Here is a 16,460-nt window from a genome sequence, read left to right as displayed (position 1 = left end):
CCGCGGGACGCCCCCTCCGTCGGGCTTCGCCCGCCACCTCCCCCGTTTCACGGGGGAGGAGAGATCAGCGCCACATCTCCTCACCCGCAAAGCGGGGGAGGTGGCGCGCCGCGAATACGCGGCGTGACGGAGGGGGCGTCTTCAGCGCCTCTGACAACCGACTCAATATAATTCTCTCTGAAATGTTACATAACGTTTTGACGAACGTTGCGTAAGGTCTCAAAGGCTAGCTCCACCGCCTCCGCCCGGCGGACCTGGAGCTTCGTCGATGTCGATCCGCGCCTGCCTGCTCGCCTCCGCCATGGCCGTGGGAGCCCTTGTTTCAAGCCACGCCCAGGCCGAGGACGCCCCCCAGGCCGACGCCGTCGACGCGGTGATCGTCCAGGCGCGCGACAAGGCCGGCCTGCTGGAGAAGCAGCCCAGCACCACGGTGTTCGGCCTGGAAAAGCCGCTGCTGGAGACCCCGCGCTCGGCCAGCTTCGTCAGCGACACCACCCTGACCCGCTACGGCATCGAGACCATCGACGGCCTGACCGCCGTCTCGCCAGGGACCTACACGGCCAGCTTCTACGGCGTGCCGGGCGCGCTCAACATCCGCGGCACCCTGGCCGAGAACTATTTCCGCGGCTTCAAGCGGGTCGAAAATCGCGGCACCTACGCCACGCCGATCGGCGGGGCGGCCCGGATCGAGATCGTGCGCGGCCCGCCGACGCCGATCTACGGCGCGGGCAAGGTCGGCGGCCTGCTGAACTTTATCCCCAAGTCGGCGCGAGACGAAGGACGGTTCCTGACCGACCCGAAGGGCGAAATCACCGCGACCTTCGGCGCCTACGACAAGAAGAACCTGACCGCCCAGGTCGCCCTGCCGGTCAAGCTGGGCGCGGCCGACGGCGGGGTCTACGCCTATGGCGAGATCGACGATTCCAAGAGCTTCTACCGGGGCCTGCATCCCAAGCGGCAACTGGCCGAGGCGTCGGCGGACTTCGATCTGAACAACGGCTGGAGCACGGCCTTCGGCGGCATGGTCTATCACTCCACCGGCGACATCCAGACGCCAGGCTGGAACCGCCTGACCCAGGCCCTGATCGACCACGGGACCTATGTCACCGGCCGCGACACCAGCCTGGTCGACGCCGACGGCAACGGCCGGATCACGCCCGGCGAGGTGGGCTTCTACCCGTTCGGCAGCGCGCTCTACATCCCCTATTTCGGCGCGCCGGCCAGCGACGCCAACCACACGCTGGACACGGGCCTAGGGACCACGAAGCTCGACCCGCGCACCGTCTATGTCAGCGCCGCCGACTTTTCCAAGACCTGGACCAACACGCTCTACTTCGACCTGGCCAAGGGGTTCGACGACGACAGCGTGCTGAAGCTGCAGCTGTTCTATGACGACCAGGAGAACAAGCGTTTCGTCTCGTACGGCTATCCCGCCTGGTTCAAGAGCTCGGTCTGGGAGGCGCGGGCCAGCTACGCCTTCAAGCGCGACCTCGGGTCGGTGGCCACGGAGACGATCGTCGGGGCCAGCTATCGCGACTTCTCCGGCCGGCGCCGCGAAAGCTTCAACAGCGGCATGATCGCCATCGACCGGCGCGACATCTCGGTCGGCGCTCAGCCCAACGACATCATCGACAGCCCCTTCAGCGCCGAGCCCGCCGGCGTCCAGGGGCTGGACTGGGAGAACGACAACCGGGGCACGTGGAGCCAGACGGGCCTGTTCTTCACCAGCGACGTCAAGCTGACGCCGCGCCTGACCCTGACTGTGGGCGGACGCTATGACTGGTACGACGTGGCGGCGCACGACACGGGCGTCCTGCCCTTCACCGTTCCAGGCCGCCAGACCGACGACCGAGGGAAGGGGACCTACAGCGCCAGCCTGACCTACCAGGCCCCCGCCGGTCTGATGCCCTACATCAGCTACGCCAAGGCCTCGGCGCTCGAGGTCAGCCAGGCCGGCGAGATCGCCCCGGGCCTAGTCGCCGACGGCTCGTGGCTGTCGGACAGCGACCTGGCCGAGGCCGGGGTGAAGTTCCAGCTGCTGCGCGGGACCCTGGTCGGCTCGCTGGCCGCCTATCGCCAGAACCGCACGCAGTTGTCGGGCCTGACGCCCGTCGTCCAGGGCACGCGCGCCAAGGGCGTGGAGCTGGAGGTCCGCTGGCTGGCCTCGGAGCATTTCAGCTTCACCGCCACCGGCAACACCCAGCACACCACGGTGAAGGGGCCGGACGCCTCGTTCCAGTACATCCCGGCCTATACCGCCGGCGTGCCCGGGGCCCAGGCCTATGGCGGCAGCTATGTCGTCTGGGCGTTCAACAGCCTGCCGGGGCGGGGCGGCGACTACGACTACACCCTGATCCCCAAGTCCGTGGTCAGCCTCTACGGCGCCTATACCAGCGACCCGCACGACTGGGGCTCGGCCGGGGCGACCCTGGGGGTCACCCATGTGACCAAGACCTCGGGCACGGTGCAGGACGCGGTGACCTATCCCGCCTACGCCGTGGTCAACGCCTCGGCCTATGTGACGCTCGGGCCGTACACCGCCGAACTCAACATCGATAACCTGTTCGACAAGCTCTATTTCACCCCGGACGCCGACACCTATGCCAATCTGGGGGCCTTGCCCGGCAAGGGGCGGGAATGGCGCGTGACCCTGAAGCGGACGTTCTGATGACCTCCACCCGATTTCGGCCCTGGCTGCTGGTCGCCGTCTTCAGCCTGCTGCTGTTCCTGATCACGGCGGCCACCTATTCGTCGCTGGGCGTGGTGATCCCGGCCATGGTCCCGGAACTGGGCTGGAGCTGGGAGCACGCCTTCCTGGGGTTCACGATCCTTGGGGTGTTCACCGGTCTGTCGTCCTGGCTTCCGGCCCTGCTGATCCGACGCATCGGCGTGCGGGGGACGATCCTGGTCGGGGTGGCGGTGATGGCCGGCGGCCTGTTCTGCCTGTCGCGGGTCCACGCCCTGCCGATCTATTTCCTGGGCACGGCCCTGTGCGGGATCGGCTTCCAGATGGCCGCCCTGATTCCCGGCACCCACGTGCTGTCGGCGATCTTCAAGGAACGGGCCCTGCCGTTCGGGATCTATTTCACCTTCGGCGCCCTGGGCGGGGTGGCGGGGCCGTGGATGGTGGTGAGCGCCCTGTCGGCGACCCACGGCGACTGGCGGCTCTACTGGGCCCTGCAGGCCTTGGCCGTGGGCCTGGTCGGCCTGGTCTGCGCCGTGGCCGTGGGCGGGCCGCGCTGGCTGGAGCAGGCCGGCGCCGCCCTGGATCGCGAACTGGACGCCGAGGCCGCGGCCGGCGCGATCCCCGGCCACGTCTACCACACCGACCACGAATGGAGCGTCCGCGACGCGGTGCGCACCCGGCAATTCTATGTGCTGCTGGCCGCCTATTTCAGTCACTTGCTGGCGGGGATCAGCGCCGCCAGCCTGACCCAGGCCCACCTGACCCAGCTGGGCGTCGCCGGAGCCGTGGCGGCCGGCATGCTCAGCCTCGAGGGCGGGATGCAGGTGGTCGCGCGGCTGGGCGGCGGGGCGATCGGCGATCGGGTCGACCCGCGCTGGCTGCTGGTGTTCGCCCAGGGTCTGCTGGTGATCGGCCTGCTGGCCCTGTCGCGGGCGACGACGCCGCTGCTGCTGGCGCTCTACGCCGTCGGTGTAGGGATTGGCTTCGGCCTGACCGTGCTGGCCGTCAGCCTGCTGCTGCTGAACTATTTCGGCCGCCGCAACAATGTCGAGTTGTTCTCGCTGACCTGCCTGGTCGGCGCCGTGTCGGCGGCGGGACCGTTCATCGGCGGCGCCATCCGCGACCGCGTCGGCTCGTTCACCCCGGCCTTCCAGCTGTTCGCCGCCCTGACGGCGGTGGTGTTCGTGGCGGCGCTGTTCATGCGGCCGCCGCGGCCGAAGTCCGTCGCCTGATTGACGCCCAAAGAAAAAGCCGCCCCGACCGGAGTCGGAGCGGCTTCATCAGGTCGTGTCGAGAGGCTTAGAACGCGACCTTCAGCGAGGCGGTGACCGTCGCGTGATAGATCGAGCCATAGTCGCTCTTGTTGGTGTCCGAGTAGCGGATGTCGGCGCTGACGTGGTCGGTGATCGCGGCGGTGACGCCGGCGTTCCAGGTCACGTAGCTGTCGGTCGCGCCGCCGTAATACGTGGCGGCGTCGACTTCCTGGCGGCCAACGGCGCCGCTCAGGGTCAGCTTCTCGCCGATCGGGGCCGAGCCGTTCAGCTCGTAGTACAGCGCTTCACCGCCGTCGCCCGGGAATTCCGGCGAGTAGTAGAAGGCGGCGCCGACGGTGGCCGGGCCAACGGCGGTCGAGGCCGCGGCCTTGACTTCGAAGTAGCTGAACGCGCCGGGGAAGGACGTTTGACGGTTGCTCTCGGGAGCCTTGTCCTTGACGTAGCCGTAGTAGATCACGCCGAGGTCGAGGTTGAAGGCGCCGACGGTCGGCTTCACGCCGGCGTAGACGTCGATTTCCTGGTCGGGGTTCGGGGTGCCGAAGTCGACGTTCGACGTCCAGACGCCCGCATAGCCGATGCCGTAGGTGGCGTCGACGCCGCCGAAGACCTGGCCCTTGGTGTTGGTGTTGCTGATGCCGCGGAAGATGTAGTCGCTGGCCACGCCGACATTGTACGACAGCTTCAGGCCGCTTTCGTCCTGCGCCATCGCGGCGCCGCCCATGGCGACCGAAGCAGCAGCGGCGACCAGCGCCAGTTTCAGAAACTTCATGTGTTCTATCCCCTCATGTTCTGTTTTGTCGGCGAAAGGGTGTGGAGCCCTCGCCGATCAGCGACGCCTGCAAGCGCGTTGCGCACAACAGCAGTAGTTGTCGATGACGCCTTTGTTGCAATCTTGCTGGTCAAATCACCAGCAGAAAGCAGCTTGCCGGCGCAAAGTTTGGGCGGAGTGTGACGATTTTGCTTCAGAAGTGGCGCGGGGCGCCACAGTGTCGACGGAACGATTGTTTCGGCTTTACCTGCGACTTTAGCGCATCGCCAGACTCGCGCCGCCCAGGTGCAGGCCGGCGTCCACCAGCAGGGTTTCGCCGGTGACGTGGCGCGAGGCGGGCGAAGCCAGGAACACGGCGGCGCCGGCGATGTCCTCGGCCGTCGAGGCGACTTTCAGCGGCGTGGCCGCCGCCGCTCCCGCCCGCAGGCGGTCGACTCGATCGGCGTCCATGGCCTTGCCGAACCACGGGGTGTCGATAAAGCCGGGGCAGACGGCGTTGACGCGGATGCGCGGCGCCAGGGCGCGGGCCAGCGACAAGGTCATGGTCGTCAGGGCGCCTTTGGACGCGGCGTAGGGCACAGACGAGCCGTTGCCGACCACCCCCGCGATCGAGGCTGTGTTGACCACCGCCCCCGGCCGCGGCGCGGCCTCCAGCAGGCTCCGGGCGGCGCGAACCATCTGGAAGGCGCCGACCACGTTGACCGCGTAGAGCCGCAGGAAGTCCTCGGCGTCGACCGCGTCGAGATCGGCGTGGTCGGGGGCGAACTTGGTGACGCCGGCGTTGTTGAACAGGGCGTCGATCCGCCCCGTTCCCGCCGCCGCCTCGGCGATCCGGCGGCAGTCGGCGTCCTGGGCCACGTCGCCCTGGACCAGGACGGCCTTGGCGCCCTCGACCTCGACCAGGCGGGCGGTCTCCTCGGCCTCCTGGGCGCTGCGGGCGAAGTTGACCACGACCAGGCCGGCGCCGCGCCGGGCGGTCTCCACCGCCATGGCCCGGCCCAGGCCCGTGGAAGCGCCGGTGACCACCACCGTGAAGCCGTCGAAATCGCGTCCGCTCATGGTTCGTTCCCTCGGGGCTCTTGGGCCCAACATCTGTTTGAGGCGACGATAGCGACGCCGCGCCCGCTTGTCTCGCCGGGGCGGGGGGCCTAGATCACCGCCCATGACCGAACTTCATGTGACCCAGCTGGGCCAAGTGGTCGAGCCCGCCGCCAGCCCCGACCAGGCCGTCCTCGAGCGCGTGCCCAACCCGCAGACCGACGTGACCTACCTGGCCCGCTTCGTGGCCCCGGAATTCACCTCGCTGTGCCCGGTGACCGGCCAGCCCGACTTCGCGCACCTGGTGATCGACTACGCGCCCGGCGACTGGCTGATCGAGAGCAAGTCGCTGAAGCTCTACCTGACCAGCTTCCGCAACCACGGCTCGTTCCACGAGGACTGCACGGTCAAGATCGGCCGCAAGATCGTCGAGATCGCCGCGCCGCGCTGGCTGCGGATCGGCGGCTACTGGTACCCGCGCGGCGGCATCCCGATCGACGTGTTCTGGCAGACCGGCCCGGCGCCGGAAGGCCTGTGGGTCCCCGACCAGGGCGTGGCGCCCTATCGCGGCCGGGGCTGAGGGGCCTGGCCAGACCCGAAAATGACGAGGGGCGCGTCCGGCCGGACGCGCCCTCTTCCTTTCGCGCCTAGCGCGGCGGCGGCGCGGGTTGCTGCGCCGGCGGCGGGGTGGGGGCCGGCGGCGGCCGCTGGCCCGGAGGCTGGACCGGGCGTGATGGGCCGATCAGCTTGCGGAAGCTGATCCGCACCGTCCGGCCGATCGGGTCGCGATAGTCGGGCTGGTAGGCTTGGGGCGTGACGCCCAGGCGGTCGTGCACGTCCTGGCGGGTGTCGAACAGGTTCTGGGCCTGCAGCTGCACCCGCGAACCGCGCAGCCACGGATGGGCCCGCAGCAGGTCCGGCCGCGACGACAGGTCGGCGAACAGGTTCAGGCTGAACGTCGACTGGTCGCCGAAGAGCAGGTCCTGCTGGGCCGTCGCCCCGTTCAGGCGATAGCCGCTGCGCCAGCTGCCGTTCAGGAACGCGCCCATGCCGCTCTTGAAGACGCCGACCTGCAGCTGAACCTCGTGCTCGGGCCCGGCGCCCGAGCCGCCGTCCAGGCGGTCGATGACCGGCAGACCGTCGCGGATGGTCACCTCGTCCTTCAGTTTCCAGGTGTGATAGAGCGAGACCTGCAATTGGCCCTGGCCGGGACGCGGGCCGCCGCGGAAGCCGCCGCCACCGCCGCCGCCACGGAAACCGCCACCGCCACCGCCGCCGGGGCCGCCCTCAGGCCCGCGGCCACCGCCACCGCCACCGCCAGGCGGCGGCCCGCCGCCGAACTGGAAGCCCGGCACGCCGGCCCGCGGCTTGCCGAACGGCCGCGACAGGTTGAAGCCCCAGCGGATCTGCTCCTGCTGGGACTTGGCGTAGTTCACCGGCCGCGAGTCGACCGAGATCAGCCGGCCGCTGGCGTCGCGGACGATCCGGTCGGGGAAGGCGCGCTCGATGTCGGCGGTGACGGCCGGGAAGCTGTTGATCGAGTCGTCGATCCGGGTGGCCGTATAGTTGGCGCTGATCTGCAGGTTGGTCTTGGCGTCCTTGGGCAGCGGCCGGATGTTGACGCTCAGCTTCACCACCTGGCGGCTGTCCGACACCAGGTCCGGGTTGCCGCCCTCGATGCGCGTGGCCAGAACGGTCCGGCCGGTGACGAAGTCGTAGATCGAGACGTTCGGGGTCGACAGGATCGGGTCGTTCAACTGCGACGGGCTCGGGGCGCCGTCCTCGGTGGTGTAGCTGACCAGGAAGCTGAGCGGACTGATCGGCGACCAGTTGGCGCCGCCGCCCAGGGTGGTCAGGCCGCCGAAGTCCGACAACTGCTCGTACTGGCCGTTGAAGTTGACCGACAGGTCGCCGAGCATCGGCAGCACGCCCCGGTCGCGGTCGGCGATCGGCACGTTGAGGCTGGCCTGAAGGTTGCCGCTGGTGCGCGAGATGTCGCGGTCGACCACCACGCCCTGGCGAGTGCTGTGGGAGTCCTGGGTCTGGGTGTCGGCGCCGACCTTGAAGGTGGTCGACACGCCGCCGGCCGGGGCCTGCAGCAGGTTGCCGACGAACACCACCTCGGCGTTGGCGACGTTGGAGGTCGACTTGGCGGTGTCGGGCGAGACCCGGGCCAGCAGGTTGGAGGGGATGTTGCCGAATGGATTGACCGCCGGGTCGCCGGCGGCGACGGCGGCGATGAACGCCGCCGCGTCCAGGCCGCGGCCGGTGGTGGTGTCGCTGGTCGAATAGACGTAGCCGCCGGTGGCGCTCCAGCGCCAGTCCTTGATCCGGCCGTTGGCCGCGGCCGACACCGTCGCCTTCTGGGTGTCGACCTTGCGGGTCATCGAGACGTAGTCGTCGGCGTAGCGATAGAGCTCGACGTTCTGGCTGAACGGCGAGAACGGGCTGCCGGCCGGCACGACCACGTGGATGTCGGGATCGTTGGGGTCGCTCGGCAGGCCGCGGACGCCAGGCAGGCCCAGATAGCTGAGCGTGCTGCTGTCGTCGAAGCCGCCGCTGATCGTAGCCATGGACGACTTGCCCAGCGGGCGGGTGACCGCGCCGGTCAGGCTGGCGGTGGTGCTCCGCGGCGCCAGGCTGCGCCAGGCGGTCAGGTCGTCGGTGGCGGCGGTTCCGGCGCCGGTCGCGAAGTCGGCCAGGCTGGGCCGGCCGCCCAGGGCCGAGGTCGGCACGGGCGCGACGGTGACCGGCGCGCCGACCAGGGCGGTCAGGTTGGGGTCGATCGGCGCCACGCCTCGGGTGGGCTCGCCGGTCACCGGGTCGAGCAGGGGCATGCCCGTGACGTTGCCGGTCAGGTCGTACGGCTGGCCCGACGGCGTGCGCACGATGTTGCGGTCGTCCTCGAACAGGGCCGTGTCGTGCGAGACCTTGCCGTTGAACAGCCAGCGATTGTCGCCCTGGACGCGGAAGAAGGTGCTCTGCAGGTCGGTGGAGGTGCGGTCGCCGGCCGTCGGGACCTTGACCCCCGCCTCGGTGGTCAGGGCGCGGAAGCGGCGGCGCAGCACGATGTTCACCACCCGCTGGTCGGCGCGGTAGCCGTAGGTCAGCGACACTTCCTCGGGCAGGATCTCGAACCGTTCGATGGCTTCGGGCGGGATGTCGCGGATCTCCTGGAAGCCCGAGATGCGGCGGCCGTTGACCAGCATCACCGGCTGGCCGTCGCCGCGGCTCTGGCTGGTGCGCAGCTGCGGCTCCAGGAAGGCGAGCAGTTCGGAGATGCTGCCGGCCCCATAGGCGCGGATCTGGGCCGGGTTGAGCGTCAGGTCGGGCTTGATGTCGCCCTCGACCGAGCCGCGCGGCTTGCCGGCCACCACCTCGACCGCCTCGACCTCGGCGGCGTACGGGTCCGCGTCGGCCCGGGCGGCCTGTTGCGGCGTCCGCTGGACCTGCGCCGCCGGGTCCTGCTGCGCGGGCGCGACTTCGGGCGCGCCGTCCAGGGCGGCGGCCATGCCAAGGATCAGGAAAGAGAGCGTCATAAACCCCGTCGGCCGTAAAATTATGGTCGGCGTGTAAGTACGCAGACATCGTCGAGCTTGGCCTTAGGCAATGCAAGGCCACAGAACAAGTTACCGATGCTTAAGGTCGATTTGATGCAGGACTGTTACACAAGATGTCGCGCCTGATGCACGACGAAGCCTGCGCCCCGCAAGTCCCACGCCTTGGGATTAGAGACTAGCCAAATGGCGGTTCTGTGGCGTAGGCCGCTATTCCAGCGCTGAACGACCGGATAAAGGCGCCGGACCGATGCGGAAACGCCACAGGAACGCGCGCGGCGCTCAGTCGGCGGACCATTCGGTGGTGATCGCCGCCACGTCGGGCCGGACCCGCTCCTGCGGCGCCTCGGTCGAGGTCCCCAGATAAAGGAAGCCGGCCACCCGTTCGTCGTCGACAAGGCCGAGGATGGCCTGGGCGCGCGGGTCGTAGGCGTACCAGTCGGTGATCCAGTTGGCCCCCCAGCCCAGGGCGGCGGCGGCCAGCAGCATCTGCTGGCAGACGGCCGAGGCGCTCTGGCGCTGCTCCCATTCGGGGATCTCGCCGGGGATGTATCGCGAGATCACAGCCACGGCGACCGGCGGGCGGGTCAGCTTGCGCAGCGCGGCGTTGGCCTTGGCCGGATTGGCCTGGCTGTCGGCCAGGGCGGTGATCCGCTCGGCGAAGGCGTCCTTGGCCGGTCCGCGCAGGATGACGAACCGCCAGGGCGCCAGCTTGCCGTGGTCGGGCACCCGGGCGGCCAGGCGCAGCAGGTCGGCCAGCTGGGCGTCGTCGGGACCCGGCGCGGCCAGGCTCATGGCCGAGGCCGAGCGCCGCCGGGCCAGGAAGTCCACCACCGCCGGCGACGGCTCGATCGGCAGCGCTTCGCCAAATTCGGGCGCGGAGGGAACGGAACCGGTCAAGGCGATCTCCAGGAAGCAGGCGGGCGCCCGGCTTGCCGGCCTGGGCTCCAGATTTCGTTTGAACGCATTGTCTTCGCGCGAACGGCAAGCCGCTTCGCCGCGAAATGCTTTAGAGCCAGCACACCTATGGCCGAGCCCCGGCCGCCACAAGCCGCGAGCCGTGCGCATGACCGATAAACCCGCCCGTCCCAAGCCCGAATGGCTGCAAGCACACGGGACGCCGTGGACCGTGGTCAGCGAAACGACCGTCTACGACAATCCCTGGATCAGCGTGACCGAATACCAGACGATCGCGCCCACCGGCCAGCCGGCCCTGTACGGCAAGGTGAGCTTCAAGAACCGGGCGATCGGCGTCGTGCCGTTGCACGCCGACGGCACCGTCACCCTGGTGGGTCAGCACCGCTTTCCCCACGCCAGCTACAGTTGGGAGATCCCCGAGGGCGGCGCGTCGCTGGACGAGGACCCGCTGGACGGGGCCAAGCGCGAACTGGCCGAGGAGGTCGGGCTGGAGGCCGGCGACTGGCGGCGGATCCTGACCATGGAGCTGTCCAACTCGATCACCGACGAGATCTGCCACGGCTACTTGGCCCTGGACCTGACGCCGACCCCGACCGCGCCGGACGAGACCGAGGACCTGGCCATCGCCCGCGTGCCGTTCGGCCAGGCCCTCGACGCGGCCGTGGCCGGCCACATGCCGGATTCCTTGACGGTGGCTTTACTGCTGCGGGTGCACCATATGGCGGTGAAGGGCGAACTGCCGGCCGACCTGGCGCGACTTGTGCTGGCCGACCCGCGGTCTTAAGTGCCTGGGCGCGTATGAAGGCCGTCCTGGAGCATTTCCAAAAAAGATGCTCTAATCGACGGCGTGGGCGAGGGAGATCCCGGTGGCCAAGCATCTCGAGGTCGTGACGCAGGAAAAGACGCCGCCCGTCTGGGCCGCGCTGCGCAACCAGGCCGAACACGCCGCCAAGGCCGAGCCGGCCCTGGCCTCGCTGCTCAACGCCGTGATCCTCAGCCACGACAACCTGGCCGACGCCCTGACCTTCCAGTTGGCGCGCAAGCTGGGCGACCAGGAGATGCGGGCCATGACCGCCCGCGAGTTCGCCGCCGACGCCTTCCAGAGCGACCCGGCCCTGGTGGCCGCCGCCGAGGCCGACCTGATGGCGGTGTTCGAGCGCGACCCGGCCACCAAGGGCTATGTCCAGCCGTTCCTGTTCTTCAAGGGCTTCCTGGCCCTGCAGACCCATCGCGTATCGCACTGGCTGTGGGCCCAGGGCCGCGAGACCCTGGCCTTCTATCTGCAGAGCCGGGCCAGCGAGGTGTTCCAGGTCGACATCAACCCCGCCGCCCGCATCGGCAAGGGCGTGTTCATCGACCACGGCACCGGCATCGTCATCGGCGAGACCGCGGTGGTCGGCGACGACGTCTCGATGCTGCACGGCGTCACCCTGGGCGGCACCGGCGCCGAGCGCGGCGACCGTCACCCCAAGATCGGCAAGGGCGTGCTGCTGGGCGCGGGCGCCAAGGTGCTGGGCAACATCACGATCGGCGAGTACGCCAAGGTGGCTTCCGGCTCGGTGGTGCTCAAACCCATCCCGCCGCATTGCACGGCCGCCGGCGTGCCGGCCCGCATCGTCAACTGCCCGACCTGCGAAGAGCCGGCCCGGACGATGGACCACACGCTGGCCGACGTGGTCTACGACTACGTGATCTGAGGCCGATCGACGTTCAACGCCGTGCGTGGTCCTCGTCCTTCGACAAGCTCAGGATGAGACCAATTTGCCGGCCGAGCCGTAGAAAACCTCATCCTGAGCTTGTCGAAGGACGAGGTTTTCGCCCTCCGGGCGCTGAACGTCGATCCGCTGTAGCGCGAGCCGGTTGCGAAGCTCAGTCGGCTGGGGGCAGCGCCTCCAGCCTGGCCTCGTAGTCCCGGACCAGGGCCGGATCGGCGTCCTGGCGATGCTTGGCCAGGAAAGCGGTCAGGGCTCCGCGATATTCCGCGATGAACGCCGCGTTGCCCGGACTGGCCGCGAACTGGTTGGCCGCCTTGTCGACCGGACCTCGGTCCTGACCGATCCGGTAGGCTTTTCCGTAGGGCGACAGGTCGCGCATGATGGCGATGTTGCGCGGGAACCCCGGGATGTACTTGGCGACGAAGGTCTCGCCTTCGGGCGGGATCAGGATCTCGTTGGTGATCGGATAGATGCTGGCGGACATGGTGGTGAACCCCGTCACCACGTCGCGGCCGTCCGCCGTCTTCAGCACCGCGTCATAGGCCCATACCGGCTGGTCGTTGAGCGTGGAGCTGGTCTCGCGCGAATGGGTCACCACCGCCGCGCCGGTTTCCCCGAAGGCGTTGAGGAACAGCGCGTTGAAGATGTGACCGGTGAAGATGTTGGCGATGCCGAAAAAGAAGAAGAACCCCATCAGCCCGTACCAGCCGGCATTGCGGCGCCACGTCGCCATCGCCCAGCCGAGCAAGGCGCCCACGAGAATGAGGACCGGCCACGACAGGATGGGATGCTGGCTGAGGAAATACAGGATCGCCGACAGGATCGTCATGAATGAGCTGTCCGGTAAATGGCGCGGTCGTGCGCGTTACTGTTTCAGGTATTTTTCGTAGGCTTCGAGCGCCCTCCGATCCGCTTCCCAGACGAATTCGCAGGCCAGCAGGGTCTTGCCGGGCAGCGATGCGCTCTCCCGGGCGACGATCGAGACCTTTCCCTCTTCCGGCCGCGGCTGCTCGGCCGCCGGCAGTTCGCGCGCATAGCCCTTGGTGGAGGCGCCCATCAGGCTGGAGCGCTCGCGTTTGAGCTCGTAGCGCTGAGCCAGGGCCTCGGCCTGCTCGCCCTGGATCAGGACGCCGATCGACGTGCCGGCGAACACCACTTCGTTGCTCTTGAAGCCGTCCTGGCCGAGCTCCTGCGGCAACTTGTAGACATGGGCCGACAGCAGGGACGTATCGGGCTTGGCTAGCTTCTCGGCGGCCTCATACAGCGCCGTGGCCGAGTCCATCGAATAGGGCGGCTTGCAGATCGCGGCGTCGTAGAAGGGGTCGGCCGCGGCGTTGGCGGCCTGGAGCGCGCTCGAAACGAAGACGACGGCGAAAAGCTTGTGGAGCATCGGTGTTCCTGACTGTCGGTCCATCGGAGATGATTCCTCACCCAGGATAGCAACGTGCCGACCTATTTTCGCGACAAAGTCGTAGATGCGAACGATCCGCCAAAGAAAAAGGACCGCTCCCGGAGGAGCGGCCCTTCCTTGTTCGCGGGTTGGAGCGGGGGCTAGTACACCACCCCGCCCACGCCGCCGTCCAGGCTGAGGCTCAGGCCCGAACTGGACTGTTCGCGCACAGTTTCCTCGCGATAGGCGGTGTATTTCTCGGTGGTCAGGATGGTCAGGACCTTCACGCCGGCGCCGTAGCGGCGCAGCAGCGAGCGCTCGTTGCAGTCGCGGGCCGGGCGTTGCGGCCGGCACGACAGGGCGCCGCCGCGGCCGCCGTCGGGACCGCCGGCCAGGTAGCCGCCGCCCGCGCCGCCGCGACCACCACCGCCAGCGCCGTAGTAGAGCGCTTCGTTCTTGCCGCAGACATAGGTCTCGCCGCCGAAATTGGCCGCGCTGTAGCCTTCGTAGGCACCGACCACGTACTGCATGCGCGAGCCGGCGATGCAGCGATAGAGCTCGCCGTCATAGCCGCTGTCGATGTCGCGGTCGGGGGTGACCTGGGAAGCCGGGTGGGGGATGTCGCGGTCGTCCAGGCAGACGGCGCGGATGACCACGCGCTTGAACTTGGTGCGGGTGGCCTCGTAGGACGCGCGACGGCGGGCTTCGCCGCCCTCGACGTTCAGGCCCTGGATGTAGCCGGTCGACATCGGGCCCGAATAGTAGCCGCCGTGGGTGCCGCCGCCGTAATAGACAGTCGAGCCGGCCGAGGCGCCCGCGCCCGCTCCGGCGCTGGACCCGGCCGTGGCCGTGCTGGTCGCCGAGGCGTTGGCGTTGACCACCACCGAGCCGCCGACATGGACGTTGATGCCCGGCACATAGACGTTGTGACCGCCGCCGCCGCAGGTGTTGCAGCCGGGCGGGGTGGGCGGACGCGGCGGGGCCGGCGGCGGCGCGCAGCACGGCGGGGGCGGCGGCGTGCAGCTGCCGCACTGCGCATAGGCGACACCGCCCAGCACCAGCGCGCCCAGTCCGGTCGCCAGGCTGATCCACAGCTTGGACAAGGTCATTTTCGGCGCCTTCATAGGCCTCTTCCCTTCACAACACACCGGCGCGCCGCGTGGCCAAACGGCCAAGCAAGTTTCACGCCATGCCCGCCGCTCCACCGGGAAACTGTCCCAGGACGGCACGGTCCTGGGGCTGGCCCGGTTCTCCCTGCAAGCCCGGTGCGGTCGAAAACGACCGCGCGAGAGCCCGCCAGGGGAACGACGATGTTCCATCCAAGCACGGAACGGTTGATAGACTATTGGCGTAGCAAGGCCGTTAACGGCGGCGTGCCCGCGCGCGCCGCCATCAATCCGGGCGATTTCCTGGATCTGCTGCCGCAGGTGTTCATCCTCGGGCGCGACGTGAAGGGCCGTTATCCGGTGCGGCTGGCCGGCGGATTCGTCACCGACCTGCACGCCCGCGACCTGCGCGGCGAGGACGCCCTGGGCTTTTGGGCGCTGTCGCATCGCCTGGAGGTCAAGTCCGCCCTGGACGTCGCCCGCCGCCGGGGCGAGCCCGTGGTGATCACCGCCGACATCCGCGCCATCGGGGCGCCGTCGGTCGGCATGGAAGTGCTGCTGGCCCCGATGATCGGCGCCGACGGCCAGGCCGACCGTTTCCTGGGCCTTTACCAGCCTATCGCCATGATGCAGCGCCTGATGGGCCGCCCGGCCTCGGAACTGGGCGTACGCAGGATTCTGAGTCTGGGTCCCGCCAACGAGGAGGCGCCGCGCCTGCGGCTGGCGACGCTGCACGGGCGGCGGATCGCCTGAAGGACATCACGAGCTTTCCGTCGGGGGGCGGAAAGGGCGGCGCGCGGAGGGGCGCGCCGCGGATGGGAAGGGGGCGCCGAGGGGCGACCCCTTCCCATTTCAGGCTTTAGCCCGCCGCGTTCAACGCCGCGATCACCTCGGTCGGCAGGGTCAGCCGGGCCGCGCCCATCAGTTCGTTCAACTGCTCGACGCTGGTGGCGCTGGCCAGGGGGGCGGTGATCGCCGGATGGGCCATGATCCAGGCCAGGGCGACCTGGGCCTGAGAGGCGCCCACCGTCTCGGCGGCCGCGTCGAGGGCGGCCAGGATCTTCAGGCCGCGCGCGGTGAGGTACTGCTTGACCGTGCGTCCGCGCGAACGCCCCTCCAGGTCGGCCTCGGTGCGATACTTGCCGGTCAGGAAGCCGGCGGCCAGGCCGTAATAGGGGATGATCCCCAGGCCCTCGCGCGCCGCCAGCTCGGCCAGCGGCCCCTCGACCTCGTCGCGGTCATGCAGGTTGAACTTCGGCTGGATGGTCTCGTAGCGCGCCAGGCCCAGGGCCTGCGAGGTCTTCAGCGACGCCGACAGCCGCTCGGGCGAGAAGTTCGACGCCCCGATCGCCCGCACCTTGCCGGCCTTCACCAGCCGGTCGAACGCCTCCAGCGTCTCCTCGATCGGGGTGGCGGCGTCGTCCTGGTGGGCCTGGTAGAGGTCGATATAGTCGGTCTGCAGCCGCTTGAGCGAGCCCTCGACCGCCGCGGCGATATTGGCCGCCGACAGGCCCGGCTGGGCCGGCCACATGGCCACCTTGGTCAGGATCAGCACGTCGTCGCGCCGCCCCCGCGCCTTCAGCCACCGGCCGATCACGCGCTCGGACTCGCCGCCGGCGTGGCCGGGGACCCAGGCGGAATAGACGTCGGCGGTGTCGACCGCGTTGAAGCCGCCGTCGACGAAGGCGTCCAGCAGCCGGTGCGACGTCGCCTCGTCGGCGGTCCATCCGAACACGTTGCCGCCGAAACACCAGCGGGGCGGTCGACAGGCCCGAGCGGCCGAGGGGGCGGTGGGTCATGGGTAAGATCCTTCGTGGAGCCGGCGCCCCATAAATATCCTCTCCCAGAGGGAGAGGAAGGGGCCCGCCGCGCAGCGGTGGGAAGGTGAGGGGTTACGCCGTCGCCGTCGTTCGCACGACGCCCTGCCGGCACGCCGTCGGACGTTGTACGCCCTCACCCTCCCATTGCTTCGCAACGGGTCCCTCCCTCTCCCCACGGGAGAGGGCG

General features: G+C 69.2%; 13 protein-coding genes and 2 pseudogenes. 6 read left to right on the top strand and 9 right to left on the bottom strand.

The window, feature by feature from the left end:
- Positions 1–64: 64 nt before the first annotated feature.
- Positions 65–154 (bottom strand): annotated as a pseudogene (locus J2X41_RS12725) (hypothetical protein); the annotation flags it as partial.
- A 114-nt stretch (positions 155–268) separates the two neighbouring features.
- Between J2X41_RS12725 and J2X41_RS12720 the strand changes: the two are divergent.
- Complete coding sequence (locus tag J2X41_RS12720; protein ID WP_310082270.1) at positions 269–2,668, top strand: TonB-dependent receptor; 2,400 nt, start codon at positions 269–271, stop codon at positions 2,666–2,668.
- Positions 2,668–3,918 (top strand): MFS transporter, encoded by a 1,251-nt coding sequence (locus J2X41_RS12715; protein WP_310082269.1) that lies wholly within the window; start codon positions 2,668–2,670, stop codon positions 3,916–3,918. The genes J2X41_RS12720 and J2X41_RS12715 overlap by 1 nt, the downstream gene beginning before the upstream one ends.
- A gap of 67 nt (positions 3,919–3,985) precedes the next feature.
- On the opposite strand, the gene J2X41_RS12710 is transcribed toward J2X41_RS12715, so the two are convergent.
- A complete protein-coding gene (locus J2X41_RS12710; protein WP_310082268.1) occupies positions 3,986–4,729 on the bottom strand; it encodes a TorF family putative porin in 744 nt (247 codons plus the stop codon).
- Between the two features lie 255 nt (positions 4,730–4,984).
- Positions 4,985–5,788: an SDR family NAD(P)-dependent oxidoreductase gene (locus J2X41_RS12705; RefSeq protein ID WP_310082267.1), complete on the bottom strand. Its 804-nt coding sequence runs from the start codon at positions 5,786–5,788 to the stop codon at positions 4,985–4,987.
- Positions 5,789–5,891: 103 nt separating this feature from the next.
- Here J2X41_RS12705 and queF point away from each other — a divergent pair, with 103 nt between their 5' ends.
- Entirely contained in the window at positions 5,892–6,347 is a 456-nt protein-coding gene (gene queF / locus J2X41_RS12700; protein WP_310082266.1) for a preQ(1) synthase, read from the top strand.
- Between the two features lie 67 nt (positions 6,348–6,414).
- Here queF and J2X41_RS12695 read toward each other — a convergent pair whose 3' ends face one another.
- On the bottom strand, positions 6,415–9,306 hold the full coding sequence (locus tag J2X41_RS12695; RefSeq protein WP_310082265.1) for a Plug domain-containing protein: 2,892 nt from the start codon (positions 9,304–9,306) through the stop codon (positions 6,415–6,417).
- 300 nt (positions 9,307–9,606) lie between these two features.
- Positions 9,607–10,224 carry a nitroreductase gene (locus J2X41_RS12690; protein WP_310082264.1) on the bottom strand — a complete coding sequence of 206 codons (618 nt, stop codon included), beginning with the start codon at positions 10,222–10,224 and terminating at the stop codon, positions 9,607–9,609.
- A 166-nt stretch (positions 10,225–10,390) separates the two neighbouring features.
- Here J2X41_RS12690 and J2X41_RS12685 point away from each other — a divergent pair, with 166 nt between their 5' ends.
- Positions 10,391–11,026 (top strand): NUDIX hydrolase, encoded by a 636-nt coding sequence (locus tag J2X41_RS12685; RefSeq protein WP_310082261.1) that lies wholly within the window; start codon positions 10,391–10,393, stop codon positions 11,024–11,026.
- Positions 11,027–11,108: 82 nt separating this feature from the next.
- On the top strand, positions 11,109–11,939 hold the full coding sequence (gene cysE, locus J2X41_RS12680; protein WP_310082260.1) for a serine O-acetyltransferase: 831 nt from the start codon (positions 11,109–11,111) through the stop codon (positions 11,937–11,939).
- A gap of 172 nt (positions 11,940–12,111) precedes the next feature.
- Here cysE and J2X41_RS12675 read toward each other — a convergent pair whose 3' ends face one another.
- The 3 genes from J2X41_RS12675 to J2X41_RS12665 form a co-directional block, all read right to left on the bottom strand.
- Positions 12,112–12,786 carry a hypothetical protein gene (locus J2X41_RS12675; RefSeq protein WP_310082259.1) on the bottom strand — a complete coding sequence of 225 codons (675 nt, stop codon included), beginning with the start codon at positions 12,784–12,786 and terminating at the stop codon, positions 12,112–12,114.
- A gap of 36 nt (positions 12,787–12,822) precedes the next feature.
- Positions 12,823–13,347, bottom strand: coding sequence for a hypothetical protein (locus J2X41_RS12670; RefSeq protein WP_310082258.1), 525 nt, complete (start codon positions 13,345–13,347; stop codon positions 12,823–12,825).
- Between the two features lie 161 nt (positions 13,348–13,508).
- The gene (locus J2X41_RS12665; protein WP_310082257.1) at positions 13,509–14,471 is read right to left on the bottom strand and encodes a hypothetical protein; all 963 of its coding nucleotides are present in this window, start codon (positions 14,469–14,471) and stop codon (positions 13,509–13,511) included.
- 186 nt (positions 14,472–14,657) lie between these two features.
- Here J2X41_RS12665 and J2X41_RS12660 point away from each other — a divergent pair, with 186 nt between their 5' ends.
- Positions 14,658–15,206: a PAS domain-containing protein gene (locus tag J2X41_RS12660; protein ID WP_310082256.1), complete on the top strand. Its 549-nt coding sequence runs from the start codon at positions 14,658–14,660 to the stop codon at positions 15,204–15,206.
- A 106-nt stretch (positions 15,207–15,312) separates the two neighbouring features.
- Here the strand turns inward: J2X41_RS12660 and J2X41_RS12655 are convergent.
- A pseudogene (locus J2X41_RS12655) lies at positions 15,313–16,252 on the bottom strand (aldo/keto reductase).
- Positions 16,253–16,460 lie beyond the last annotated feature (208 nt).

It is taken from the genome of Caulobacter sp. BE254 (genome assembly GCF_031457295.1).
Lineage (GTDB): Bacteria > Pseudomonadota > Alphaproteobacteria > Caulobacterales > Caulobacteraceae > Caulobacter.
This window is presented reverse-complemented; position numbering and strand designations above follow the sequence as displayed.

Coding starts and splice junctions, on each gene's coding strand:
- J2X41_RS12705 (WP_310082267.1), bottom strand. CDS start 5,788: ATGAGCGGACGCGATTTCGACGGCTTCACGGTGGTGGTCACCGGCGCT.
- J2X41_RS12715 (WP_310082269.1), top strand. CDS start 2,668: ATGACCTCCACCCGATTTCGGCCCTGGCTGCTGGTCGCCGTCTTCAGC.
- J2X41_RS12665 (WP_310082257.1), bottom strand. CDS start 14,471: ATGAAGGCGCCGAAAATGACCTTGTCCAAGCTGTGGATCAGCCTGGCG.
- queF (WP_310082266.1), top strand. CDS start 5,892: ATGACCGAACTTCATGTGACCCAGCTGGGCCAAGTGGTCGAGCCCGCC.
- J2X41_RS12660 (WP_310082256.1), top strand. CDS start 14,658: ATGTTCCATCCAAGCACGGAACGGTTGATAGACTATTGGCGTAGCAAG.
- J2X41_RS12675 (WP_310082259.1), bottom strand. CDS start 12,786: ATGACGATCCTGTCGGCGATCCTGTATTTCCTCAGCCAGCATCCCATC.
- J2X41_RS12710 (WP_310082268.1), bottom strand. CDS start 4,729: ATGAAGTTTCTGAAACTGGCGCTGGTCGCCGCTGCTGCTTCGGTCGCC.
- J2X41_RS12720 (WP_310082270.1), top strand. CDS start 269: ATGTCGATCCGCGCCTGCCTGCTCGCCTCCGCCATGGCCGTGGGAGCC.
- J2X41_RS12685 (WP_310082261.1), top strand. CDS start 10,391: ATGACCGATAAACCCGCCCGTCCCAAGCCCGAATGGCTGCAAGCACAC.
- J2X41_RS12695 (WP_310082265.1), bottom strand. CDS start 9,306: ATGACGCTCTCTTTCCTGATCCTTGGCATGGCCGCCGCCCTGGACGGC.
- J2X41_RS12670 (WP_310082258.1), bottom strand. CDS start 13,347: ATGCTCCACAAGCTTTTCGCCGTCGTCTTCGTTTCGAGCGCGCTCCAG.